This is a genomic window from Rhodococcus sp. 14-2470-1a (assembly GCF_002259425.1).
Classification (GTDB): Bacteria; Actinomycetota; Actinomycetes; order Mycobacteriales; family Mycobacteriaceae; genus Rhodococcoides; species Rhodococcoides fascians_E.
On record NZ_NPFZ01000029.1, the window covers coordinates 303,207 to 326,383 of the forward strand.

At 64.5% G+C, this 23,177-nt stretch carries 33 protein-coding genes and 1 tRNA gene; 31 read left to right on the plus strand and 3 right to left on the minus strand.

Translation table 11 applies throughout. From position 1 onward, the window contains the following. Positions 1–124: 124 nt before the first annotated feature. Complete coding sequence (locus CH292_RS19065; RefSeq protein ID WP_019667482.1) at positions 125–1,510, plus strand: glycine--tRNA ligase; 1,386 nt, start codon at positions 125–127, stop codon at positions 1,508–1,510. A 131-nt stretch (positions 1,511–1,641) separates the two neighbouring features. Here CH292_RS19065 and CH292_RS19070 read toward each other — a convergent pair whose 3' ends face one another. Then, positions 1,642–3,639, minus strand: coding sequence for a TPM domain-containing protein (locus tag CH292_RS19070; RefSeq protein ID WP_094655452.1), 1,998 nt, complete (start codon positions 3,637–3,639; stop codon positions 1,642–1,644). 117 nt (positions 3,640–3,756) lie between these two features. On the opposite strand from CH292_RS19070, the gene CH292_RS19075 reads away from it, so the two are divergent. The 7 genes from CH292_RS19075 to dnaG all read left to right on the plus strand — a co-directional run bounded on the left by CH292_RS19075 (position 3,757) and on the right by dnaG (position 11,245). Continuing rightward, a complete protein-coding gene (locus tag CH292_RS19075) occupies positions 3,757–4,659 on the plus strand; it encodes an ABC transporter ATP-binding protein (RefSeq protein WP_094655453.1) in 903 nt (300 codons plus the stop codon). After that, on the plus strand, positions 4,656–5,441 hold the full coding sequence (locus tag CH292_RS19080; protein ID WP_094655454.1) for an ABC transporter permease: 786 nt from the start codon (positions 4,656–4,658) through the stop codon (positions 5,439–5,441). Before CH292_RS19075 ends, CH292_RS19080 begins: the two co-directional genes overlap by 4 nt. A gap of 67 nt (positions 5,442–5,508) precedes the next feature. Then, positions 5,509–6,627, plus strand: a complete 1,119-nt coding sequence (locus CH292_RS19085) for a sensor histidine kinase (RefSeq protein WP_230595653.1) — start codon at positions 5,509–5,511, stop codon at positions 6,625–6,627. Continuing rightward, the gene (locus tag CH292_RS19090) at positions 6,624–7,232 is read left to right on the plus strand and encodes a response regulator transcription factor (RefSeq protein ID WP_019667477.1); all 609 of its coding nucleotides are present in this window, start codon (positions 6,624–6,626) and stop codon (positions 7,230–7,232) included. Before CH292_RS19085 ends, CH292_RS19090 begins: the two co-directional genes overlap by 4 nt. A gap of 54 nt (positions 7,233–7,286) precedes the next feature. Beyond that, positions 7,287–8,006, plus strand: a complete 720-nt coding sequence (locus CH292_RS19095; RefSeq protein ID WP_019667476.1) for a YdcF family protein — start codon at positions 7,287–7,289, stop codon at positions 8,004–8,006. Beyond that, entirely contained in the window at positions 8,003–9,280 is a 1,278-nt protein-coding gene (locus tag CH292_RS19100; RefSeq protein WP_037141707.1) for a deoxyguanosinetriphosphate triphosphohydrolase, read from the plus strand. Before CH292_RS19095 ends, CH292_RS19100 begins: the two co-directional genes overlap by 4 nt. Positions 9,281–9,322: 42 nt before the next feature. Next, positions 9,323–11,245 carry a DNA primase gene (gene dnaG / locus CH292_RS19105; RefSeq protein ID WP_019667474.1) on the plus strand — a complete coding sequence of 641 codons (1,923 nt, stop codon included), beginning with the start codon at positions 9,323–9,325 and terminating at the stop codon, positions 11,243–11,245. Here the strand turns inward: dnaG and CH292_RS19110 are convergent. Further along, on the minus strand, positions 11,242–11,490 hold the full coding sequence (locus tag CH292_RS19110; RefSeq protein ID WP_020111626.1) for a hypothetical protein: 249 nt from the start codon (positions 11,488–11,490) through the stop codon (positions 11,242–11,244). The two genes, dnaG and CH292_RS19110, sit on opposite strands and share 4 nt — an antisense overlap. Positions 11,491–11,629: 139 nt before the next feature. On the opposite strand from CH292_RS19110, the gene CH292_RS19115 reads away from it, so the two are divergent. Next, a tRNA-Asn gene (locus CH292_RS19115) sits at positions 11,630–11,702 on the plus strand. Here CH292_RS19115 and CH292_RS19120 read toward each other — a convergent pair. Next, on the minus strand, positions 11,664–11,978 hold the full coding sequence (locus CH292_RS19120; protein WP_094655552.1) for a helix-turn-helix transcriptional regulator: 315 nt from the start codon (positions 11,976–11,978) through the stop codon (positions 11,664–11,666). The genes CH292_RS19115 and CH292_RS19120 overlap by 39 nt on opposite strands. A 138-nt stretch (positions 11,979–12,116) precedes the next feature. On the opposite strand from CH292_RS19120, the gene CH292_RS29665 reads away from it, so the two are divergent. From CH292_RS29665 to CH292_RS19205, 22 genes are all read left to right on the plus strand, one after another. Then, positions 12,117–12,320 (plus strand): excisionase family DNA-binding protein, encoded by a 204-nt coding sequence (locus tag CH292_RS29665; protein ID WP_179278002.1) that lies wholly within the window; start codon positions 12,117–12,119, stop codon positions 12,318–12,320. 133 nt (positions 12,321–12,453) lie between these two features. Next, positions 12,454–13,035, plus strand: a complete 582-nt coding sequence (locus tag CH292_RS19125) for a hypothetical protein (protein ID WP_143545768.1) — start codon at positions 12,454–12,456, stop codon at positions 13,033–13,035. Positions 13,036–13,154: 119 nt separating this feature from the next. After that, positions 13,155–13,535, plus strand: coding sequence for a hypothetical protein (locus tag CH292_RS19130; protein ID WP_143545769.1), 381 nt, complete (start codon positions 13,155–13,157; stop codon positions 13,533–13,535). Beyond that, positions 13,528–13,791: a hypothetical protein gene (locus CH292_RS19135; RefSeq protein ID WP_094655457.1), complete on the plus strand. Its 264-nt coding sequence runs from the start codon at positions 13,528–13,530 to the stop codon at positions 13,789–13,791. Before CH292_RS19130 ends, CH292_RS19135 begins: the two co-directional genes overlap by 8 nt. Continuing rightward, the gene (locus CH292_RS19140) at positions 13,788–13,988 is read left to right on the plus strand and encodes a hypothetical protein (RefSeq protein ID WP_094655458.1); all 201 of its coding nucleotides are present in this window, start codon (positions 13,788–13,790) and stop codon (positions 13,986–13,988) included. The genes CH292_RS19135 and CH292_RS19140 overlap by 4 nt, the downstream gene beginning before the upstream one ends. Then, complete coding sequence (locus CH292_RS19145) at positions 13,988–14,383, plus strand: hypothetical protein (RefSeq protein ID WP_094655459.1); 396 nt, start codon at positions 13,988–13,990, stop codon at positions 14,381–14,383. Before CH292_RS19140 ends, CH292_RS19145 begins: the two co-directional genes overlap by 1 nt. Continuing rightward, the gene (locus CH292_RS19150) at positions 14,383–14,748 is read left to right on the plus strand and encodes a hypothetical protein (RefSeq protein ID WP_094655460.1); all 366 of its coding nucleotides are present in this window, start codon (positions 14,383–14,385) and stop codon (positions 14,746–14,748) included. The genes CH292_RS19145 and CH292_RS19150 overlap by 1 nt, the downstream gene beginning before the upstream one ends. A gap of 10 nt (positions 14,749–14,758) precedes the next feature. Then, positions 14,759–15,061: a hypothetical protein gene (locus CH292_RS19155; RefSeq protein WP_094655461.1), complete on the plus strand. Its 303-nt coding sequence runs from the start codon at positions 14,759–14,761 to the stop codon at positions 15,059–15,061. A gap of 37 nt (positions 15,062–15,098) precedes the next feature. Continuing rightward, positions 15,099–16,487, plus strand: a complete 1,389-nt coding sequence (locus CH292_RS19160; protein ID WP_094655462.1) for a ParB/RepB/Spo0J family partition protein — start codon at positions 15,099–15,101, stop codon at positions 16,485–16,487. Between the two features lie 3 nt (positions 16,488–16,490). After that, positions 16,491–16,661, plus strand: a complete 171-nt coding sequence (locus CH292_RS28940; RefSeq protein WP_179278003.1) for a hypothetical protein — start codon at positions 16,491–16,493, stop codon at positions 16,659–16,661. Between the two features lie 3 nt (positions 16,662–16,664). Then, positions 16,665–17,384: a hypothetical protein gene (locus CH292_RS19165; RefSeq protein ID WP_094655463.1), complete on the plus strand. Its 720-nt coding sequence runs from the start codon at positions 16,665–16,667 to the stop codon at positions 17,382–17,384. Between the two features lie 3 nt (positions 17,385–17,387). Then, positions 17,388–17,708 carry a hypothetical protein gene (locus CH292_RS19170; protein WP_094655464.1) on the plus strand — a complete coding sequence of 107 codons (321 nt, stop codon included), beginning with the start codon at positions 17,388–17,390 and terminating at the stop codon, positions 17,706–17,708. Then, positions 17,705–18,472 (plus strand): hypothetical protein, encoded by a 768-nt coding sequence (locus tag CH292_RS19175; RefSeq protein ID WP_094655465.1) that lies wholly within the window; start codon positions 17,705–17,707, stop codon positions 18,470–18,472. Before CH292_RS19170 ends, CH292_RS19175 begins: the two co-directional genes overlap by 4 nt. Further along, complete coding sequence (locus CH292_RS19180; RefSeq protein WP_094655466.1) at positions 18,469–19,353, plus strand: hypothetical protein; 885 nt, start codon at positions 18,469–18,471, stop codon at positions 19,351–19,353. Before CH292_RS19175 ends, CH292_RS19180 begins: the two co-directional genes overlap by 4 nt. Further along, entirely contained in the window at positions 19,350–19,919 is a 570-nt protein-coding gene (locus tag CH292_RS19185; RefSeq protein WP_094655467.1) for a hypothetical protein, read from the plus strand. The genes CH292_RS19180 and CH292_RS19185 overlap by 4 nt, the downstream gene beginning before the upstream one ends. Further along, positions 19,916–20,719, plus strand: a complete 804-nt coding sequence (locus CH292_RS19190; protein WP_143545770.1) for a DUF6551 family protein — start codon at positions 19,916–19,918, stop codon at positions 20,717–20,719. The genes CH292_RS19185 and CH292_RS19190 overlap by 4 nt, the downstream gene beginning before the upstream one ends. Then, complete coding sequence (locus tag CH292_RS19195) at positions 20,712–21,692, plus strand: DUF5131 family protein (RefSeq protein WP_094655469.1); 981 nt, start codon at positions 20,712–20,714, stop codon at positions 21,690–21,692. The genes CH292_RS19190 and CH292_RS19195 overlap by 8 nt, the downstream gene beginning before the upstream one ends. After that, a complete protein-coding gene (locus CH292_RS28945) occupies positions 21,683–21,820 on the plus strand; it encodes a hypothetical protein (protein ID WP_179278004.1) in 138 nt (45 codons plus the stop codon). The genes CH292_RS19195 and CH292_RS28945 overlap by 10 nt, the downstream gene beginning before the upstream one ends. Beyond that, the gene (locus CH292_RS19200) at positions 21,817–22,440 is read left to right on the plus strand and encodes a hypothetical protein (RefSeq protein ID WP_094655470.1); all 624 of its coding nucleotides are present in this window, start codon (positions 21,817–21,819) and stop codon (positions 22,438–22,440) included. Before CH292_RS28945 ends, CH292_RS19200 begins: the two co-directional genes overlap by 4 nt. After that, on the plus strand, positions 22,437–22,574 hold the full coding sequence (locus CH292_RS28950; RefSeq protein ID WP_179278005.1) for a hypothetical protein: 138 nt from the start codon (positions 22,437–22,439) through the stop codon (positions 22,572–22,574). The genes CH292_RS19200 and CH292_RS28950 overlap by 4 nt, the downstream gene beginning before the upstream one ends. Further along, positions 22,571–22,744: a hypothetical protein gene (locus CH292_RS28955; protein WP_179278006.1), complete on the plus strand. Its 174-nt coding sequence runs from the start codon at positions 22,571–22,573 to the stop codon at positions 22,742–22,744. The genes CH292_RS28950 and CH292_RS28955 overlap by 4 nt, the downstream gene beginning before the upstream one ends. A gap of 12 nt (positions 22,745–22,756) precedes the next feature. Continuing rightward, positions 22,757–23,152: a DUF6085 family protein gene (locus tag CH292_RS19205; RefSeq protein WP_179278007.1), complete on the plus strand. Its 396-nt coding sequence runs from the start codon at positions 22,757–22,759 to the stop codon at positions 23,150–23,152. The last annotated feature ends 25 nt before the right edge of the window (positions 23,153–23,177 follow it).

A 23,177-nucleotide genomic window follows, 5' to 3' on the forward strand; every position in this document is an offset into this window, starting at 1 on the left:
TTTGATATGCACGAGTGCGCATGTCAAACGCGAACGGGAGCGTTCGGAGAAAGCGGCCCTCGACCGATAGTCTTGACGCCTGTACAAGTCCCTCTCGCAAGACACAAGATGGAGAGCTCCGCCAGTGGCACCCAAGTCCAAAGTCGAAACCGTCGCCAACCTCGCCAAGCGTCGAGGACTCGTCTACCAGTGCGGTGAGATCTACGGCGGTACCAAGTCGGCGTGGGACTACGGTCCACTCGGCGTCGAGCTCAAGGACAACATCAAGAAGCAGTGGTGGCGCAACATGGTCACCAGCCGCGAAGACACGGTCGGCCTCGACTCCTCGGTGATCCTTCCGCGCGAGGTGTGGGAAGCGTCGGGACACGTCGAGACGTTCTCCGATCCGCTGGTCGAGTCGCTCATCACGCACAAGCGCTATCGCGCAGACCACCTCCTCGAAGCGTACGAAGAGAAGCACGGACGACCGCCGGAGAACGGTCTCGCCGACATCCGTGACCCCGAAACCGGCGACCCCGGCCAGTGGACCGAGCCCCGCGCGTTCTCGGGTCTGCTCAAGACCTACCTCGGACCGGTCGACAACGAAGAAGGCCTGCACTACCTGCGTCCCGAGACGGCGCAGGGAATCTTCGTCAACTTCGCCAACGTCCTCACCACCTCGCGCAAGAAGCCGCCCTTCGGCATCGGCCAGATCGGCAAGAGCTTCCGCAACGAGATCACCCCCGGCAACTTCATCTTCCGCACCCGTGAGTTCGAGCAGATGGAGATGGAGTTCTTCGTCAAGCCGGGCGAGGACGACGAGTGGCACCAGTACTGGATCGACTACCGCATGAAGTGGTACACCGACCTGGGTATCGACCCCGAGAACCTGCGCCTCTACGAGCACGCGCAGGAGAAGCTCTCGCACTACTCCAAGCGAACCGTCGACATCGAATACCGCTTCAAGTTCCAGGGCAGCGAATGGGGCGAGCTCGAAGGCATCGCCAACCGCACCGACTACGACCTGTCGGTCCACTCCAAAGCGTCCGGTCAGGACCTCAGCTACTACGAGCAGGCGACGGACACCCGCTACACGCCGTACGTCATCGAGCCCGCAGCCGGCCTGACGCGTTCACTCATGGCATTCCTCGTCGACGCCTACACCGAGGACGAAGCCCCCAACGCCAAGGGTGGCGTCGACAAGCGCGTCGTACTCAAGCTCGACCGTCGCCTCGCACCGGTCAAGGTCGCCGTACTGCCGCTCTCGCGCAACGCCGACCTGACTCCGAAGGCCAAGGACCTCGCACAGCAGCTGCGCGCCTACTGGAACGTCGAATTCGACGACGCCGGCGCCATCGGCCGCCGCTACCGTCGTCAGGACGAAATCGGCACGCCGTTCTGTATCACCGTCGACTTCGACACCCTCGACGACCAGGCTGTCACCATCCGCGAGCGCGACACCATGGCACAGGAACGCGTCGCCCTCGATCAAGTCGAGGCCTACCTCGCGGCCCGGCTACTGGGCGCCTAGTCCACCCCTCACCGCAGCTTCGGCTCGGTCGAGACCCGCACGTAGCACCGAATGAGCCGTTCGGTCACTCCAAGTGACCGAACGGTTCATTCGCTCACCGGACGGGGCGCTGTTCGGCCACCGGAGGGGAGCTAGAACCGACCGCCGCCGCCACCGAAGCCTCCGCCACCACCGCCCCCGCCGAAGCCTCCGCCTCCGAAACCACCACCGCCGAAGCCACCGCCTCCGCCGCCGCGGAGGACGCTGTTGATGAGGATGCCGCCGAGAACTGCGCCGGCGACGTTGCCCCCGCTGCTACCGCCTCGTGGGCGGTTGCGATTCTCCCAGTCCCGTACGTCGGTCTGCGCGGACTGAGATGCCCTCGATGCCAGCTGGGCTGCTGCCTGTGCGTGCTGGATTGCCTTGGCCGGGTCCGAGGATTCGAGTTGTCGAGCCGCAGCGAAGTGCCGTTCCGCTTCGGCGAGCCTCGTACGAGCTTCCGCGCCGACGCCGCCGCGTCGGGTGGAGATGTAGTCCTTTGCTGCGGTGATCTGGGATTGTGCGCCGCCGAGGTCGCGGGCCAGTCGTGAACGGAGCAGATCGTCCTGGGTCTTCGCCTCGGTGGCGTCGGCGATGACGGCATCGAGGTGCTGATCGGCAGCGACGAGTTGCGTGAAGCTGCCGAGCGGATCGGTCGCTTTGGATTCTTCGGCGATGCGGAGTGCCTGCTCGGCGGCGGCGCGTGCGTTCTGAAGCTCCTGTCCGCCGTGCTTGGCGAGCGTGGCGGCATTCTGGATGTCGCGACGAACGTCGTCGATCGCTGCGGGCAGTGTGGCAATTGCATTGCGAATGTCGTTCTGCGCGTGGTCTACTCCGTCGAGCAGTGCCCGAGCCTGGTCGACGGCTTTTTCCGCGGTCCGGATCGCGGACACGAGCTCGCCCTGTTGGCCTGCGGGTTTCGTCGCAGCCTCGCGGCCGACCTCGATGTTGCGCTCGGCCAGTTCGATGTCCTCCTGGGCCATGGTGATGTTCGACGAGATCGAGGCGAGCGCCGGCTCCGCGAACTCGGTGTGCAGTGCCTTCAGAACGGCATCCGACTCGGGTACGCGCACGGTGAGTTCGACGACGGCCTGCGTCAGCGAGTCGAGCTTGGAATCTGCGTTGATCAGCAGGTCTCGCATCGACTCGAACTCGGCGACCCGCGAATTCAGTTCGTGATCGGCGCGGCCACACGAGGAGATGATCTGGATGAGCATCGAGCGCCGCTGTTCCGGAGTTTCCGGGATGGCGTCGTCGAGGCGTTGACGGATCTCGAACGCGGTTCCGAGCGCCTTCTTCGCCTCTTCGAACGCGGTGATGAACGGGGCGGAGGTGGTGTCGCCGAATTCCGAGCGCGCAATCGACAGTTCTTCCTCGCTCGACCGGACGGCGTTGTCGGTTTCGACGAGCATCGTGTGCGCTCTCGCGTCGAGAATTTCAAGGGGTAGAGCGGACAGTGCTGCGGTGTCGGTGGGGTCGATGTTGTGTGCAGCGTCGATTCCCGCTTGCCTGCGTGCTTTGTTGCGCCGCGAGGAGTAGACGACGGCGCCGCCTCCGGCAACGACCACGACGCCTGCGCCGATCAGCCACGGTGTACTGGAGCCGCCGCTGCCGGAACTCGCGTACGCTTCGCCGAGCGATCCAGCGGCAACGATGGCTGCGCCGGACCAATCCTGTTCTCGCAGAGCGGGCTCGACGTCGTCGGTCCGAATGTCCGTCTGCTCGCTCGCGGTGATTCGGTCCAACGACGTGTCGACGGCGAGGTAGTACGACCGGTCGACGGTGGCGACCGCCAACAGCACGTCGCGCTGCCCGAAGTCGCTCGCCCGATAGGTCTGCTGGGCCCATTGCTCGGCCGACAGGTTGTCGAAGTCGGCGACGTACGTGACCCACAGTCGCAGTTGTGCCGAGTTGTACAGATCGTCGATCGCGGCCTGAACGTCGACGAGTTCCGATTCGTCGAGTGCACCGACCGAATCCGTTATCTGGCCGGCGAGCCTCGACGGCGCTTCCGCAGAGGCCGGGGCCGTCACTCCGATCAGGGTGGCCAACCCGAGCATCGACGTGAGAACAGTGACTGCGAAAAAGCGTCGGACCGTGAACTGCGTCATGAGATGAGAATCTACCGTCCGGTGGTAACACCGCGGCACCACCCATGACAGGTGTCACGGCAACAACGTGACGCTCGGACGAGGGATGAAAGGCCGAACGCGAGCAGGGTAGTTCTCATGACAACAACACCTGCGGTGCATCTCGAGCACCTGAGCAAAGCTTTCGGGAAAGTCCAGGCCGTCGCGGATGTGAGTTTGCGCGTGGAGCCTGGTGAAGTGGTGGCGTTTCTCGGTCCGAACGGAGCGGGCAAGACGACGACGATCGACATGATGCTCGGGCTGGCCAAGCCCGATACGGGTACTGCGCGGGTGTTCGGCCGCTCACCCGACGAGGCGATCGCCGACGGGAGGGTGTCGGCGGTGATGCAGAGCGGAGGGCTCATCCGGGATCTGTCGGTCCGCGAGACGATTCAGCTGACCGCGTCACTGTTTCCGCGCACGAGTCCGGTCGACAGCGTTCTCGAGCGTGCCGGGATCACTGGGATCGCTGATCGGCGCGTGGCGAAATGCTCCGGGGGTGAGCAGCAGCGGCTTCGCTTCGCCCTCGCGTTGCTGCCGGAACCCGATCTGATTATTCTCGACGAGCCCACGACCGGAATGGATGTCGAAGGGCGGCGCGACTTCTGGAATGCGATTCGTCACGATGCTCGCGGCGGCCGCACGGTCATGTTCGCGACGCACTATCTCGACGAGGCCGACGCGTACGCGGATCGAATCGTGCTCCTGCGCCACGGCAGGATCGTCGCCGACGGCAGCGCTGCGGAAGTCAAGAACCTCGCCTCCGGTCGAACTGTCACGGCAACGGCCCGCGGTGTGGATCAGACTGCGCTGCTGCATATTCCAGGTGTGGACCACGTCGAGATGCGCGGCGAGCGAGTGATAGTCCACGGTAAGGATTCCGATGCCGTCGCGCGATATCTGTTGACGTGCACCGACGCCGTCGACGTAGAAATCGTCTCCAAGAACCTCGAGGATGCATTCCTCGCTCTGACAACCGATCTCGTAGGAAGTGCGACATGACCACAGCAACCGCTCCTCGCCCGACCCTGGCTCTAGGAGGGTTCAGCCTCACGTTTCTCGGACTGGAGATCAAAAGGTTGTTCCGCAATCGGCGGACCATTGCCTTCACTCTCGTCATGCCACCGGTGTTCTTCGTGATCTTCGGTTCGCAGTCGGATTTCAAGTCCGACTATTCCTTCGCGCACGGCAACGTCACCGCGTACATCGCCATCAGCATGGCGGTCTACGGTGCGATGCTGGGCGCAACCAGCGGTGGAGCGATGGTGTCCGTCGAGCGGGCGCAGGGCTGGAGCAGACAGCTCCGGCTGACACCGCTGCGTCCGGTCGCGTACATCGTCACCAAGATCCTGGTCGCGATGACGATGGGCCTCGCGTCGGTGGTGGCGGTCTTCGTGGTCGCCGCGTTCGTCGGGGCGGACATGCCGATCTGGATCTGGATCACCAGCGGCCTCATCGCGTGGCTCGGAAGCGGCGTGTTCGCAGCCTTCGGACTGTTCATGGGATACCTGCTGCCGTCCGAGAACGTGATGCAGGTCCTCGGTCCGCTCCTCGCCGTCCTCGCGTTCGCCGGCGGACTGTTCGTACCGCTGGCAGACAGCGGATGGTTCCCCTTCGTTGCCAAGTTCACTCCGCTCTACGGGCTCGCGACGGTTGCCCGTGCGCCGTTCACCGATCCGACGACGGGGACGCTCGTGGTCGCTCTGGCCAACCTGGCCGTCTGGGCCTGTCTGTTCGTACTCGGTGCCGCCGTGTTGTTCCGCCGAGACACCAAGCGTGTCTGACCGATCCGCTGTGCGTGGAAATGTGTCCCCTGGGACACATTTCCACGCACGTACTAGCGTGTTCGCCATGACCCGGTCAGACACGGACGACTCCGAGGGACTTGGACGGACGTTCCGTTTCGGCTGGGTCTTCGGCATGATCTGGCTGTTCTATCTCGCGTACCCGCTGGGGGAGTCCCTGGCGCTGCCCAGTCTGGCCGGGAAAGTGGCGGGCGTGACCGCCGTCGTCGCGTTCGGTGCCCTGTTCGTCGTCACGTTCTGGGCATTTCGCACTGCGCGACGGGAAGGACCTGCGCTCGCCCGTGGATGGGCTTGGGCGAGCCTGGCCGGCATGGCGGCACTGACGCTGTTCCTCGCTGTACTCATCGGAAGTCAGGCGTTCGGCGCGACCATCTACATGGCGGTTCTCGCCATGATGACGTTGTCCACCCGTCAGGCGTGGGCGGTTGTCATTGCACTGGTCGCCGTCGTCGAACTTCTGCCCCGCATCGTTTCGTCCTGGGATCCCGGTTCCTTCTTCGCATTTCAGCTCGTGATCAGCGCAGTTGCGGCCTGGGGAATCACTCAGGTCTTCAAGCGCAACCATGAACTCGCCGAGGCACGGCAACAGCTCGCCGACCTCGCCGTCGTCGCCGAGCGTGAACGAGTGAGCCGCGATGTCCACGACATTCTCGGGCACTCGCTGACCGTCATCACGGTGAAAGCAGAACTCGCCGGGCGGCTCGTCGAGATCGATCCTGCCCGGGCGGCCGTCGAGATCGCCGAGGTGGAAGCTCTCGCTCGGGAAGCACTCGGCGATGTCCGTTCCACCGTCGGGGCCATGCGCACGGTCGACGTCGCAACGGAACTCGCGTCGGCGCGGTCGGCTCTCGACGCGGCGGGGATCGACGCCGTGTTTCCCACCGATGCCGACGTGGTCCCTCTCCGCAACCGTGAACTGTTCGGGTGGACTGTGCGCGAAGCGGTCACCAACGTGATCCGGCACAGTGGGGCCCGGCAGTGCACGGTGGTCGTCGAACCCGGTCGCATCGAGATCTCGGACGACGGCGTCGGCACGTCCGGAAGCATCTCGGACGACGGACACGGCCTGCGAGGGCTCGCCGAGCGCGTGAAGGCGTCGAACGGCTCGTTGAGCGTGGGGAAGTCAGCTGCGGGTGGATTCCGGGTGGAAGTGGTGGCGGCATGAGTATCCGGTTGCTGTTGGCAGACGATCAGGCTCTCGTCCGAGGCGCCTTGGCGGCGCTGCTGGACTTGGAATCCGATCTGGAGGTCGTCGCGGAAGTCGGGCGCGGCGACGAGGTGGTTGCGGCGGCCGTGGAGCATCGCCCGGACGTCGCACTGCTGGACGTAGAGATGCCTGGCCTCGACGGCATCGCAGCGACTGCAGAACTGAGAAAGCACTACCCCGGTTGCCGAGTGATGATCGTCACCACTTTCGGCCGGCCCGGATATCTTCGACGCGCCATCGACGCGGGTGCCGATGGATTCGTCGTCAAGGACACCCCGGCGCGCCAACTCGCCGACGCCGTCCGGCGCGTTCACATGGGCCTGCGGGTGGTCGATCCCACTCTCGCAACCGAGACGTTGACCGACGGAGTGTCCCCGCTGACGGCACGTGAGCAGGAAGTTCTCCGTGCTGCTGCCGAGGGAGGAACCGCAGGTCGAGTAGCCGCTGCGCTCCATCTGTCGGAAGGGACGGTACGGAATCACCTGTCCGCGGCAATCGGAAAAACGGGTACGACGACGCGAGCCGAGGCAATCCGAGTCGCGCGGGAACGGGGATGGTTGTAGGCCGCCCCGCGTGCCCAGGCGCCTTCTCGCGGGTCGGGCTGGCAAACTCGAGGAGTGAACTCGACTGTCGACCGCGATCCGTACGGCGATCCCTACGGGGAGACGTACGAATACACCGAGCCCGAACCCGCGCGGCTCGGGTTCTTCGGCACGCTCGGTCGCTGGACGACGAGGCTCGTCGTCGGCGTAGTTCTGATGGGACTCGTCGTCGTCGGCGGCACCGCGGTGCGGGTCTGGCAGGTGGCCCGGATCGACGACCACACGCCTGCACAGGCGATCGTGGTGCTCGGCGCAGCGCAGTACTCGGGCACTCCGTCGAGCGTGTTCGAGGCTCGATTGTCACAGGCAGCCGCGTTGTACGAAGAAGGGGTCGCACCGGAAATAGTGACCGTCGGCGGGAAGCAGGAAGGCGACCTCTACACGGAGGCTGCGTCCGGCCGTAACTACCTCATCGATCAGGGAGTGCCGGCGGACAAGATCATTGCCGTCGAACAGGGCTCGGACACGCTGGAAAGCATCGAGGCGGTCAGCGAAACGCTTCGCGCACAGGGTAAGTCGTCCGTCGTGCTGGTGAGCGATCCGTGGCATTCGTTGCGCACGCGCACCATGGCCCGCGACGCTGGACTCGAAGCGTGGACATCGCCCACCCGCACCGGCCCGGCCGTGTACACCCGCGAGTCCCAGGCCCACGGAATCGCGCGTGAGACCGGTGCGTTGCTGTGGTATCAGCTGACGCACTTCACCGCGGACTTCTCCTACACGGCAGGGCAATGACAGTGAGCGACTACACCGACCACGACATCGAACGATTCGTCACCGAAGCACCCAAGACCGCCGGGCTGGACAGCGGGCAGGAAAACGCGTCGCATCGCAGTCAGTTCGCGCGCGACCGAGCACGTGTGCTGCACTGCGCGGCATTGCGCAGGCTCGCCGACAAGACACAGGTGACCGGGCCGCGCGACGGCGACACCCCGCGCACCAGGCTCACACATTCACTCGAGGTCGCACAGATCGGTCGCAGCATCGGGGAAGGGCTCGGCGCAGACCCCGACCTCGTCGACCTCGCCGGTCTCGCCCACGACATCGGGCACCCGCCCTACGGGCACAACGGCGAGAAAGCGCTCGACGAGGTCGCCGCGAACTGCGGCGGGTTCGAGGGCAACGCGCAGAACCTGCGCATCCTCACCGGAATCGAGCCCAAGATCCTCGATTCCGACGGCACCAGCGTCGGGCTCAATCTCACCCGCGCTTCGCTCGACGCCGCCATCAAGTATCCCTGGTTGCGCCCGTCGCCCGGCGCGAAATTCGGTGCCTACGATGACGATTCCGCCATCCTGGACTGGGTACGCGACGGCGCACCCGACCGTCGCAAATGCCTCGAAGCCCAATCCATGGACTGGGCCGACGACGTCGCCTACTCGGTCCACGACGTCGAAGACGGCGTCATCGACGGCCGCATCGCACTCCGGTCACTCGGCGACCGGTCCGAGCAACGAGAGCTCGCCGAACTCGGTGTTCGCGAGTTTCGCGGCCTCGACCAGAACGAGCTCGTCGAAGCCGCCGAACGCCTGTCCCGCATGCCGGTGGTCCTCGCTGTCGGTGAATTCGACGGCACCCTCGCCGCGTCGGTCGCGTTGAAGCATCTGACCAGCGAGCTGGTCGGGCGATTCGCCACCGCCGCCATCGACGCCACCCGTCAGAAATGGGGAACCGAACCCCTGTCCCGGTACGACGCGGACTTGGTCATCCCGCCGATCGTTGCGTCCGAGGTCGCTCTGCTGAAGACGATGGCCCTGCGCTACGTGATGTCCGACGCGAGCCACAAAGTGCGGCAGGCACGCCAACGCGACCGCATTCACCGCGTCGCCGAATGGGTCGAACGATCCGGGCCGGGTGAGCTGGACCCTATTTTCGTCCCCGCCTGGAACCGCGCGCAGTCCGATGCCGAGCGCACCCGAGTCGTGGTGGACCAGATCGCGTCCTACACCGAAAGCCGCCTCGAACTGATCGACAAGCGCAGCCTCGGAGCTCAGGCCAGCTGGGGCTGATCCGCTTCGTCGGAGTCGTGGGACAGGACTAGACTGCCCTTCGTGGCCGGCCGAATTCCTGAACGTGACATCGCCGCCATTCGCGAACGCACACGGATCGAAGACGTCGTCGGTGACTACGTCTCTCTCAAGCGCGCGGGCGGCGACTCGATGAAGGGCCTGTGCCCCTTCCACGACGAGAAATCTCCGTCGTTCCACGTCCGACCCAACCACGGGCATTTCCACTGCTTCGGCTGCGGTGAGGGAGGTGACGCCTACTCCTTCCTCCAGAAGATCGAGCACATCTCCTTCGTCGAAGCCGTCGAGCAACTCGCCGACCGGCTGAACTACTCGATCACCTACGAGGGCGGAGGGCCATCGGTTCAACGTGACCGGGGCACCCGAGCGCGGTTGATCGCAGCCAACTCGGCGGCCCAGGAGTTCTACGCCGCGCGTCTGCGTGAACCCGACGCCCAGGCCGCTCGGGACTACCTGACCGAGCGCAACTTCGACGGCCAAGCCGCGCTGGCGTACGGCTGCGGATATGCGCCCGACGGCTGGGACACCCTGACCAAGCACCTGCTGTCCAGCGGCTTCGAAGCCAAGGAGATCATCGACGCGGGCCTGGCGACACCCGGTAAGCGCGGAACACCCATCGACAGGTTCCGGCGACGGTTGGTGTGGCCGATTCGCAGTCAGAGCGGCGACACCATCGGCTTCGGCGCCAGGAAACTGTTCGACGACGACACCATGCCCGGCAAGTACATCAACACGCCGGAAACCATGCTGTACAAGAAGTCTCAGGTGTTGTTCGGGCTCGACATGGCACGCAAGGACATCGCCAAATCGCATCAGGCCGTCATCGTCGAGGGATACACCGACGTCATGGCCATGCACCTGGCAGGCGTCAAGACCGCCGTCGCCTCGTGCGGCACCGCCTTCGGTGAGGACCACCTGGCGATGCTTCGTCGACTCATGATGGACGACAGCTACTTCCGCGGCGAGGTCATCTACACCTTCGACGGCGACGACGCAGGCCAGGCGGCCGCGATGAAGGCTTTCGAGGGTGATCAGAAAATTGCCGGACAGACCTTCGTCGCCATCGCGCCCGAGGGCATGGATCCCTGCGAGCTGAGGCAGAAATCCGGCGACCCCGCCGTACGTGACCTCGTTGCACGCCGCACCCCGATGTTCGCCTTCGTCGTGAAATCCCTTCTGCGTGAACATGATCTGGACACACCCGAAGGCCGGGTCGAAGCGCTGCGCAGAACCGTCCCCGTCGTCGCGCGGATCAAGGACGCATCGCTGCGCGACGAATACGCGCGCCAACTCGCCGGCTGGACCGGTTGGGACGACACCGCGATGGTTCTCGCACGGGTTCGAGACGAAGCCAAGAAGGGCGCACGCGGAGACACGAAGAAACGCACACCGTTCGACAAGCGCCAGGCGCCCCCGGCGGAGGTGCCGGCCGGCCCGACGCGTCCACACCCCAAGGATCCGTCCCTGTGGCCTCAGCGTGAGGCGTTGAAGTCCGCGCTGCAGAACCCGGCGATCGCCGGGTCGGTCTTCGACTCACTGCCTCCCGAGACCTTCACTCACCCCGCCTACGCCGCCGTCAGCGCAGCGGTGACCGCCGCAGGGGGGACCGCCGCAGGCCTCGGCGGAGGGGAATGGGTCGACGCCGTCGCCAAGCGGACCGAAACTGCGGTCGTGAAATCGCTCGTGATGGAGCTCGCGGTCGAGCACATCCCGGTGGCGGACATCGCGCTCACGCGATACATCGGCGGGGTACTGGCTCGTCTACAGGAAGTCTGGGTGGGGGAGCAGGTCGCCGAGCTCAAATCCAAGATGCAGCGCATGTCACCGCAGGACAACCAGGACGAGTACTACGCGCTCCTCGGCGACGTCATCGCCCTCGAACAGTACCGACGAAGCCTGCTCGAACAGGCCATCGGCAACGTCGAGGACGACTCCGCAGCCGGCTAACGCTTACGCAGCTGATCCTGGGGGATATAGAGCTGCGTCTCGTCGTCGATGGGCTTCATCGGCTCGAGCTTCGGCTGCGTGTTCAGCGAATCCGACAGCTTCTGCCTGCTGACCTCGATGACCTTCTTGGTCGCCGGGCTACCCGCCACGGCGGAAGCCGTCTTACGAATCTGCTCGTAGCGACCACGACCAGCCTTGGCTCCGAGCACGTACGCCGCCCCAGCAGCCAGAACCAAACGAATCATCACAAGTCCTTAGATCAGTGTTGTGCACGCGTCCCACCATCCTGCCTGACGGGGCCCGAGCAGGGCGATTTGGTACTCCCATGGGGGTGTGCGCTATTGTTTCTCTCGGCCCGCACGAGAGTGCGAAGCCACTGAGTAATCCCCTGTAGCTCAATTGGCAGAGCTTCCGACTGTTAATCGGACGGTTGCTGGTTCGAGTCCAGCCGGGGGAGCTGTGAGCCCCCGTTCGGATCTCCATCCGGGCGGGGGCTTTCTGCTTCTCCGGTTAATAGCCACTGCACCGGGACGCCCGTCGCAAGTGCCCACGCGTTGAAAACGACCTTGCGTGGTGTGGACTTGCCGCTTTCGGCGTTAGACACGCTCTGACGTGAGATTCCGATGATGTCGGCCAACTCGTTCTGCTCTAGACCGGCGTTGTCACGCGCAATACGCAGCCGATGCTTCGGCAGGATCTCAGGAACTCGGCCCTGGTCATACACGGTTGTCATGCTTCGTAGCTTAGAACCATGTTCGTAACTTAGCAACCGCCGTCACTACGTTGTGTGACACGTAACAAGCTCCATGGATGGTTACTGACTGAGGTCCAATAGTTGACATGTGTCATGTTGCGAAGTAAAACTTGTCGTATGCCTAGTATCGAACATCTTCTGACGGTTGCCCAAGCGGCGTCTCGCCTTGGCATTACCCGTCGCGGAGTTCTTCAGGCCATCTCGCGGAATGCGATTGCAGCGCAGAAGCTTCCGACGCGGACCGGCGCCTACTTGATCGAACCCGAAGAGGTTGAACGCTACAACGCTCTGCGTCAGCGTCCGGAATCGGCTGTTTCATGATCCATCGATTACGAGGCGCACGCATCCCACGCCCGATCACCATCACACTGAGCACTATCGCTGCGGCGCTTGCCTTTACCTCGCTCGCACTGTGGGGGTTCGTGCTCGTAGGTGCCGCGTTGAGGACGTGGCTGTGAGCGCGGCGGGCCGCCGTCGTCGGCGGTTCTTGCTGGAGCCGGAGCGGCGGACACCGGACGGTGTTGCCGCCGACGCAGCAGCGGTCGAGAAAGCGAAACTCGCTCGCCGCCGCGCACGCAGTGTGTTGCACGGGTGCCGCGATCTGATCCGCGCCGTCGAGGATCTGGAATCGATGGATCGACTTGGGCTGCTTCCTGATGCGACTGAACGGTTTTCGGCTGCGGCGGAGGATCTCCGCGAGGCGGTCGGCAAATTGAACGTCGCGCTCGATGATGTCAATGGGGTGACGATGAACCCGGAGGCATGGTCGATGGACGCTTACCTCGCGGCGGTGTCGAAGATGCCGACATTCGAAAACCCTCTGCTCACTGATGATTCCGTGCACACCAAGCGCGTCCATCTCGATGCTGAGGTCCACGCGAGCCCTGCACTAAACGCATACGTTCCGAAGCCGGGCGAGCATCTTCGTCTCGGCAAAAGCCACTCGGTCGGGAAGTCGGCCGAGTTGTCTGACCATCGCGCGGGCGTCAACCCCCCTGCCGCTTCCGGTGGTTCAGGCCCCGGTGGCGGCGGCTGACTTCCGACCCCCCCGAGTCGCCGCCGTCACCGGTCTCCACGAGTTCCTCCGAAACGAAATGACGGGCCCCGCCTGCTCGCGAGACCCGCCTGACTCACCACCGACAGCTAAGGATCCTGATGAGTGAACAAGATGCTACCGCAGCTCGTGTAGCAGATTGGGCTGCGGACCTCGCGCCGTATGTCCCACCGGTCATGCGGTCGAGCGTCCCGCCGGCGCCCGAGGGCGTCGTGCTCCGCGTCCCGGTGCTCGACCCGGCGACTGGCGTGCAGATGATCAACGACTTCAAGCGTCCGGTGTGGCGTGAGTACTCGTGCCGCGTGGTGTACGCGGGCCGTCTCGACGTCGAGAACGGAGTGCAGGACATCTGGCAGGTCGTATGCGACCGGTGGATGAGTCCCGGTGACGTTGTCGTCGCCGGCTACGTCCCCCACGGTGCCGTCCTGATCGGCCCGCCTCCTGCCGTCGAGCACGCCGCGCAGGCGGTGGCTCATGTCTGAGCAGACGACCACCGTCACCTCTCATCCGGGCGCTGTGTCCGTCGTTGTCGGGCAGCTGTCACGGCGGCAGGCCCGCGCAGCTCGCCGCGCGCAACTGATCGACAACGCAGAGGTCATCCGGAAAGCGATCGCAGTTGGCCTGGGCGAGCTCGACGCCCTCGACTCGATCGACCGCGAGGAGCACAGGCTGATCGTCGGCTTGGCCTCTCAGCTCGCCGTCCTCGGTTCCGTTCTCGAACAAGCAGCGGAGGCATGATCATGTACACCACCACCAGCACCGCCATCGTCGCTGACGGCGTGATCGACTTCGACGCCCTCGACGCAGCCCTGGACCCGTACCCACCGGAGTCGGCCGGCGCATTCGCGACCGCCGCGATCTCGCTGGCCGGGGTGGGTGCTCTCCTCGGCGCCGCGTGCGCGTTCGCCTCTCCGACGCTCGGGGTGGTGATCTGATGAAGCGACTCGATGACCCGGATCTGTTTCATTCCGCGTTGCTCGGCAACACCCCGGGTGAGGCACTGTCTGCGTACGACCGCCGGGTGCTGGTGGCGACCCTCGTCGGCCGCGGCATGACCGACGTCGATATTGCGCGGCACACCCTGTGGACGCTGTACACGGTCGACAGGATTCGCGAGCACATCGGCCTCGACCGCAACGTCCGGTTCGCACCGCCATCTCACCGCCTACCCGGCGAGACGACGACACTCGAAACTCGCTGCGTGTTCTGCGATTTCGTCACCACAGTGACGCAGGCGAACATCCGCCACGGTATGTGCCCGGACTGCGCTGTCCTTCTCGGCACGTTCCGCGCCGCGGTGGTGCGGCCGATGAACCGGGAGGTGGCGTGATGCCCGCGACCGAACACCAGCCGCCGATCCTTGCGGGCATGGCCGAGACCTTGGTCTACACCTCGCATCTCGTTCGAGCTCGCGGCGCGCGCGGACTGCGTGTCTACTGGTCCACCGATCCGAACGGCAAGGACGAGCCGCTGCAGTACGGTGCCGCATCCGACGAGGCACCGCCGCCGTCGGATGTCGATGTCACCTGGCGTGCGGTGGCCACGTTCGCCGACCGCGAGATCGTCGGTATCAGCCCGCCGAGCTTGCGGCCACACCCCGCTCGCGTGCAGCTCGCCTGCGTCGAACTGCTCACCGAACTCGGAATCACAGTCCACACGGTCGACCCGTTCGACCCCGACGACGAAAGCGGGTGACCGACAGACGATGCCGAGCGAATGCAAGAACTGCCACGCCGAAGTGCACTGGTGCCGATCGATGGTCCGCGAGGACGGCTGGATCCCAGTCGACCTGTCACCGGACCCCGAAGCGGGTGTCATCCGCAAACACCACTCCGGACCTGCGAACGCCCGCATCGTCTATGCCGAAATCCTGAAGGGCTCCGAACTCGACGCAGCCAGAGCCAACGGTGAACGCCTCTGGATGAGGCACTCCGAATCCTGCGTCGCCCGAAAACCGTTCAACCGCAAACCCGATCACATACGACTCGATCTACCGAACCGCACCTGACCGACGACCGCGCACCCCATGCCAGGAGACCAGCGACATGACGACCACCGAACCGGTCCGCGAGACCAGCCTCGAATACATACGGCCCACCGCAATCCTCCCGCACGCGAAGAACCCACGGAAAGAACTCGGTGACCTCACCGAACTCACCGACTCGATCAAGGGCACAGGTGTACTCGAGCCGTTGATAGTGACCCCGGCGAAGGCCAAGGGCAAGTACACACTCATCGCCGGCCACCGCCGCCACGCTGCCGCCAAGGCCGCGGTCCTCAAATCGGTGCCGTGCATCGTTCGGTTCGACCTCGAAGGCGACGATCGCGCGCAGCTGGAGATCATGCTGACCGAGAACCTGCATCGCTCCGACCTGAACGCCGTAGAGGAAGGCGCTGCGTATCAGACCCTGTTGGAGTTCGAGGGCGTCGATGTCAAAGGACTCGCTGAACGCACCGGTCATAAGCAGCGCACCATCCGCGATCGCGTGAAGCTGGCGAAGTCCCCGGCAGAACTGCAGGACAAGCTCGTCGCCAAGCAGATCACGATGGAAGACGCCCTCGCCGTCGCCGAGTTCGCCGACGACCCGGACGTGTACAAGAAACTCGCAGCATCTCTGGGCTCCTACAACCTGCGGTGGGAACTCGAACGCGCCAAGGAGAACCGGGCCTGGCAGCGCAAGCAGGCCAAGCTGACGAAGGAACTGGCGAGCAAGGGCATCCGCATCGTCGAAGACAAGGACCTCGACGCAGAAGAGAACGCCCAGGGCGCGGACTTCGAGTGGATCGATATCGAACCGGGAGAAGACGTTCCCGCCGACACCGAGCAGGCCGCGGTGTTCGAGCCCCGATCCGAGACCGGGTTCCGTCTGGTCGTGAAGACACCGATCGAGCGCGACGACGCAGGCGAGCCGATCAAGCGCCAACCCAAGCCCGTCGAGGAAACACCAGCGCAGAAGGAACGCCGCGAGCAGCGTGAGCTCGACGACAAGATCCGCGCTGATCTGAAGACTGCAGCATCCGTGCGGCGCAAGTACCTCGCATCGGTCGTAACGGGCAGCTTCGACGAGATGTTGCCACTGTGGTGCCTCCGTGAACTGTGCACCGCCGCCGCAACCGACACCTACGACACCACCGGTGCACGCCAGATGCTCGGACTGCCTCCGCTGACCAAAGACGACGACGAATCCGATACGGCTGATATCGAGCGGCACATCAACAAGCTCACCATCGAGCAGCTCGCCATCACCGCGTTCCTGCTGGCCCGCCTCGAAAACGAGGACGCATCAATGGAAAACCTGTGGATGTGGCGCGACAGAGACGACGAGGCCGAGACGTGGATGGACCACCTTGCCGACCCGTTCGGCTACGAGTTCTCCGCGATCGAACAACAGCTGATCGCAGACCGCACACCCACTGCCGATGCGGAGGAGTAGCGCATGGACGCCGCCGTCCGCGCAGCCCAAGAGTGGTTCCTCGCCCAACCTCCGGAGCGGCAGGTCGGGATCTACCGCTACCTCGCGGGCAAAGAAGCGGCCACGCACACCGAAGTCGAAGGCCAACTCGAAATGCCCCTCACCCACCGACGAGTCCGAACAGGAAAGGGATAGCCAATGAGCACCGTCAGCATCACCGTCGGCACCGCCGACATCCGCGCTGCCCTCGCCTCGGTCGTCGTCCACGCCGGCGACGACGAGCACCTACCGGTCCTGACCCGCGTCCGTCTGATCATCGACCCCGTCAACGTCACCGTCGTGGCCACCGACCGCTTCTCCGTAGGACTGGCAATCGCATCGGTGTGGAAGTACGTCGATCCGCACATCGAAACACTCGACCTCCTACCCGAAGACGTTACGAAGGTCCTGTCGATCTTCAAGTCCGGCAAAGAGACCGCATCGTCGGAAGCGCCGGAATACCAGCTGCGTATCGAAGCCGACGACGAGTTCGTCACCGTCACCGACTGCTCTGGATTCGTCGAAGGCCGGGCGCTGAAGATCCCCCGCATCGCCGTCGACGAACAGTTCCTCGACATCCCCAAGCTCATGTCCCGCAGCCACCACGCCCCACCGGTATTGCTCGAGGACATGGCAGTCAACGGTTCACTCCTGGCCCGCTTCAAGGTCGCGGCCACCGCCTACCAGAAACCGCTGCGCATCGAATCGCACGTCGGATTCAAGTCACTGCTCATCCGGGCGGGTGACTCGTTCCTCGGAATGCTGATGCCGCTGAACATCTCGGAAGAAGACGACATCCGTCACCGCGAGTGGTCGGTCGCCTGGTCGGCGCGACTACCGGATCCGAACACCCCGTCGATCAAGGAAGCAGGCGAATAACCCATGCCAGCATTCGAAGTCCTCCGCTACAGCGTCCCGATCCAAGACTCGTTCCACCTGCCGCTGTTCCCCGGCGCGGTCCCACTGTCCGTCGCGAACTCCCGCCTGCAGCCGGGCTCGCACATCGACGTCTGGGTCCGCACGCCCCGAGCCCGCCACGAACGCCCCGCCGAGTACATCGTCCTGCGCATCGCCGGCACCGGGCATCCCGTCGACGACGCAGCCGCCACCGAATTCCTCGGCACGGTCATCACCCCGCAAGGGTTGGTGTTCCACGTCTTCTACCGCCGCGCATCCACGACCGACGATCTGACGATCCGATGACCGCGCCCGCTCCGTTCAAGCAACAGGGCCGCATCGTTGTCATCCTGTGCCGTGGTATCGGCGAACCCTACGCGCAGAACCTGCTGACATACACCGTCCGCAACCTCGACCCCGAACTGTTCATGATCGTCGAACTCGTCTGGTCGGCCGAGTTCGGCCCGGTCCCGCGTTGGAACGGAAACAGTTTCGGCGTCAACGTCGCCCGAGCACAGGCCGCCCTCGCCGAACTGATCGCCCTGTATCCCGGCGCGATCGTCCTCGGCTACAGCGGAGGCGCACAGGTCGCCGGCAACGTCGCCGCACTCATCGGCGACGGACGTCTCGCCCTGTGGATCCGCGCCGTCGGACTCATCTCCGACCCATCCCGCCACACCAGCCAGATCATCGGCGTCAACCGCGGCGGCGAAGGCATCCTGGGCGGCCGCTACATACCGCCCGGCAAGTTCCACGTCTGGCAGCTCTCGGCCTGGGGGGACCCGATCTCCGAACTTCCCGACATCGCGAAAGGCCTCGCGCTCCTGGCCCGCGGCATCGAGTTCTTCTCCCTCGTCGACCCGCGCCGCTGGATGGACGACCTCCGCCGGAAAGCACTCACCGGGCGACTGAAGTTCTGGGACCGCTCCATCAACTGGGCTGCAGCACACCAATGGTCGCTCGGCTACACCCACCACGGACGACACACCTGCTACGCCCACGAAAAGATGCAGGGCTCCGACATCACCTACGCCGACCGCCTCGGCCAGCTCGTGGCAGGTGTCCGATGATCAACGCGGCACCCACCAAGCGCACCCTCCGCCAGCGTCTCGCCGACCTACACGTGCACCGATTCGCAATCGACGAACGAGCCCGCCGACCCCGCCCCGGCGAGCTCGTCCACTGGCGAGGATTCATCACTGTCAGAGAACACGAGGACGGCAAGCAGCTCTTCGGTGGACGACTTGAAGTGCACCTTGGAGCCCACTTCCACGACGCGTTCGCGGTGCGCTTCCACGCCGGCACTCTCGGCTCGGAGACACCGTTCGATGGACACCTGTGCATCCTCGGCGCCAAGGTGTACTGGGGGCTCGAGAACGGCAGGCACTTCGCCAACTGGCTCACCCACCTTGCCGGCGAGAAACACCGCTACGACGGCCGCGACCTCCAAATTCGGATGGGCAAGCTCGCCGGCCTCGGAAACGGTGACCTGTCGTGGAACCTGTGGACGCACAGCGACCGCCACGAACGCGACGAGTTCGCGTCCTGGCGCGAGGGCAGACTGAAACTGGACCTGCTGGAGCAGATCTGGGGACCAAAGAACTACACCTACGAAGATCTCGCGACGGCCGCGTTCGTCGTCGACATGCCCGAAGGCTCGTACCCGGTCGTTGTCACCCTGCAGCAGCAGACACGCAAGCGCACCAAGTCGAAGAGGATCATCGAGCAGTACCTGACGCTCGACGTCCACGCGAACCACGGCATCCCGTATCGCTACGACTCGTCCGGAGGGTGGAAAGGCGACCGGGTCTACGGCTTCCACGTCCGCTTCAAGATGCCCCGCCAGGCGGACTGGCAAGTCGACGCCAAAGCTGCCGTCACGGCCTGGGTGTACCAGCACCGAGCCGACAGTGGATTCCGCAAAGCCCAAGAACAGGAGCAGGAGTCATGACTGCGACGTTACGTCCGACCGGAACCGGCGCACCCGACTTCGACGTCGACGAACTGATGGAGAAAGCGGTCGCTGCTGCGTATGCCCGACCGATGTTCGCGCAGATGGAAGCGCAAGAGAAGTGCACAGCCATTGCCGGGGAGATCAGGGGTGCACTCCACAGCTACGGCTGCGCTATCGTGACACCCACCACCTTCACCCCGGAGCCGGTCGACTTCGTATTTGAGGCGTACGGAGTATCTCTCGCCGAACTCGGTGACGACGGCGAAACGATCATCGCATCCGGTCACGTCGACCGACGCCGCATGATCGCCGCGCTCAGCAAATACTGGCGCACCTACGTCGGCGTGCAGTACGACGACATGAACCCTCAAATCGACGGAGTTCGAGCGAAACTCACCGATCAGATCAAACACACATGGGCGGAGTTCACCCGCAACGAAGCCGCCGACTACGGCACCTTCGAGCATTCCTGGATGTGTTGGCCCGCGCCCGCACCAGCCGCCGGCACGGAAACCTCGATCACCAACCGCCAGGTCGCGATCACGCGGTGGGAGGCGCTATGACGACCCCAACTTCGTTTCCCCTCGCAGTATCGGTCTGCGACCTGTTCGTCGACCACACATACCAGCGCGAGTGCGACACTAAACGCGTCCGCAAGATCGCAGCCGAGTGGGATCCGCGGCTCGCCGGTGTGTTGGACGTATCCGATCGCGGCGACGATGCTCAACCTCGATACGCCATCATCAACGGCCAACACCGCTGGGCGGCGGCGGGCATGCGCGATCCCGACGCCCATCTCGTCGTCAACGTCCACACAGGCCTGGACGTCGCCGGTGAGGCTCAGCTGTTCGACGAGATCGATCGGAAAACCAAACCGTTGTCCACGTGGGATCGGTGGCGTGCCCGCAAGGCTGCGGGCGACAGCGAGGTCACGGTCATCGAAGAGGCTGTCGCGCAACTCGGCTTACAGATCAATCCGAAGCCCGGGCCCACCCACCTGCGGTGCATCACGAGCTTGGAGCGTCTCCTACGCAAGGGCGGCCAGTCGTTGGTCGTGAACACTCTGTTCCTGATCACCGATACCTGGCCCCCATCGCAAGATGCACTCGAAGGCGCAATCGTTGCTGGGGTAGGCATCGTCCTCGACTCATTCGACGACGTCGAGGCCGGAGCTACCTTCAAGTCCGGCCGTCTCGCCGACGCGATGGCTGAGATGACACCACGGCAAGTCCGAGCGCAGGCGCAGTCCCTACGAGAGTTCGAATCAGGAAGCCTGCAGGTGATGGTCGCCGTCGTGCTGGTGCGTCTGTACAACAAGGAACGCGGACCGAAGCTGGACGAGAAGGTAGCGCGCCGTGGGTGACAAGACTGGCATCGAGTGGACCGACGCTACGTGGAATCCTGTGACCGGATGTACGAAGGTGTCCCCGGGCTGCGATCATTGCTACGCCGAGTCCATCGCGCGCAGGTTCAACGGGACGCCCGCGTACCACGCAGGGTTCGAGGTCACTCTGCGTCCGGAGCGGCTCGACCAGCCGTTGCGGTGGCAAAAGCCTCGCCGCATCTTTGTGAACTCCATGTCCGATCTGTTTCACGAATCAGTACCGGACGGGTTCATCGCTGCAGTGTGGTTCGTGATGGGGCTGAGCGCAGGATGCATCCCGGAACGCTACCGCGGCCACACATTCCAGATCCTCACCAAGCGACCTGCACGCATGCGAGCGTGGTTGCGCAAGTGGGCCGACGTCGGTGACCCTTCGCTTCCGCCGCAGCACCCGGCTGCAAAGGAGTGCGGCCGCGCTGAGCTCCTTGTCGCGGCAGAAGAGTTCATCGGCGGAGTGATTCTGTACGACTGGATGGACGGGCCGCGGTACTGGCCCGCAGTCCTTCCCAACGTGTGGCTGGGTGTGTCGGCGGAAGATCAGAATTGGGCAGAGATCCGTGTCCCAGCTCTGATCGAGACCCCGGCCGTAGTTCGTTTCGTCTCAGCGGAACCCCTTCTAGGTGGAATCGACTTCGGCGCGATCACGTCACCGCATGACGAGGACTACTCGGCCCTCGATGTTCTCGACTGGGTGATCGTCGGAGGTGAGTCCGGCCACGGTGCGCGCCCGATGAATCCCGATTGGGCGAGATCGGTTCGCGATCAATGCGTTGCAGCGAGTGTGCCGTTTCTGTTCAAGCAGTGGGGTGAGTGGGCACCGCTCGACGTGATTGCACACTCCGACCACTACGCCAGTTTTCCGGGCGGCGAGCAAGTCCGTCGCGTTGGGAAGAAGAACGCCGGCCGCGAGCTCGACGGCCGCACGTGGGACGAGGCGCCGAGATGTGGCTGATCTTCGTTCTCGCCGCTGCCGTCGCGTGCATTGCGCTGTGGCTGGTTCTTCGTGATCCGGACGCGGACCGCGCATCCGGCTATGCACCGTCGTCTACCGAAGCTCGAATACTGAGAGGTCAACTGTGACTAACCCGTTGGTGTTCATCGATACCGAAACCACTGGACTGCATCTCGACCGCCGTCCGTGGGAGATTGCATTGATCCGGAGGGAGCCGCACGGGTACACGACAGAGCTTCGGATCTTCGTCGACGACGTCGACCTGTCGGCGGCCGAGTTGGTGGGTCTGAACATCGGGAAGTTCTACAGCAATCACCCGTCGTTCCGGACGGACAATCCGATGCCGCATTTGCAGGACGGTGAGGAGGAGCAGCAGCATTCGCCGGGGACGTGGCTGGCGACGGAGGCGAAGGCTGCGAGTCTGATCGAGCGCATGACCCGCGGTGCAACTCTGATCGGTGCGGTCCCGAGCTTCGATACTGAGTGTGTCGCGGCGATGTTGCGGCGGCACAGGCTGGTTCCGGCGTGGCACTATCAGCCGATCGATATCGAGGCCATGGCGTTCGGGTACATCGTGAACGAGTGCAGACGGTCCGGTGCGGAACCGCCGACGCTGCCGATCGAGTCTGACGTTCTGTCGAAGATGTGCGGTGTTGCACCTCCGGACGCCGAGTACCGGCATACCGCGATCGGTGATGCCAGGTGGGTGCAGGAGTGGTACGGCGCGCTGATCGAAGGTACAGCGTGACGCGCGCCGAGATCGGTTCTGTGGCTGTTGCGTTGGCGCTGACCGCGTCGGCTGCGTTTTTCGTCGCGCTTCAGGTGTCGTCGATCGCGGTCTCGCTCGGTGAGCGGTATCTCGAACGGCGCCGGCCGAGATGATCAAGACGATTCGTGAGCAGTCGATGTCGGGGTGGCAGATCACCTGTGACGGGTGTGGCCGCAAAGCGAACTTCTTCGTCGACACCGCCCGTGATGCGTTCGCGTTGGCGCGTCGGCACTTCTGGACGAAACGCAGTGCGCGTGACGTCTGCCCCGATTGCGAAAGTTAGGAGACACATCCGATGGAACCAGCAGTGCCCAGGTCGCGGTCAGCCGTCGCAGGCCGCTGTCCGATGGGTTGCGGCGACACCCTGTTCGTCGCGTCCGGAGGCTTCATCACATGCAGTAACGGCACCTGCCCCGACTCGACGATCGTGACGGACATCTTGGAGGACCGGGAGACCGAGCACATGGTCACGCTCGGCGAGGCCGGCTTCACGATCCGCCACCCGCTGAGGGAACGGAAGGATCGTCAGCTCGAGGACTGCTCTCTGCACCGCTACATCGAGGCACTCGACGGCCCGCCTCGCGTGCCCGGACTGTATCGGGTGCGTCGGGGTGAGCGAGTCACCGGGACGCCGCCGTTGGTGAACGTGCGCGTCGGATCGTGGGAGTGGGAGACGGTGACCACGCTATGAGGCTCCCGCTCGCCCGCGCCCGCGG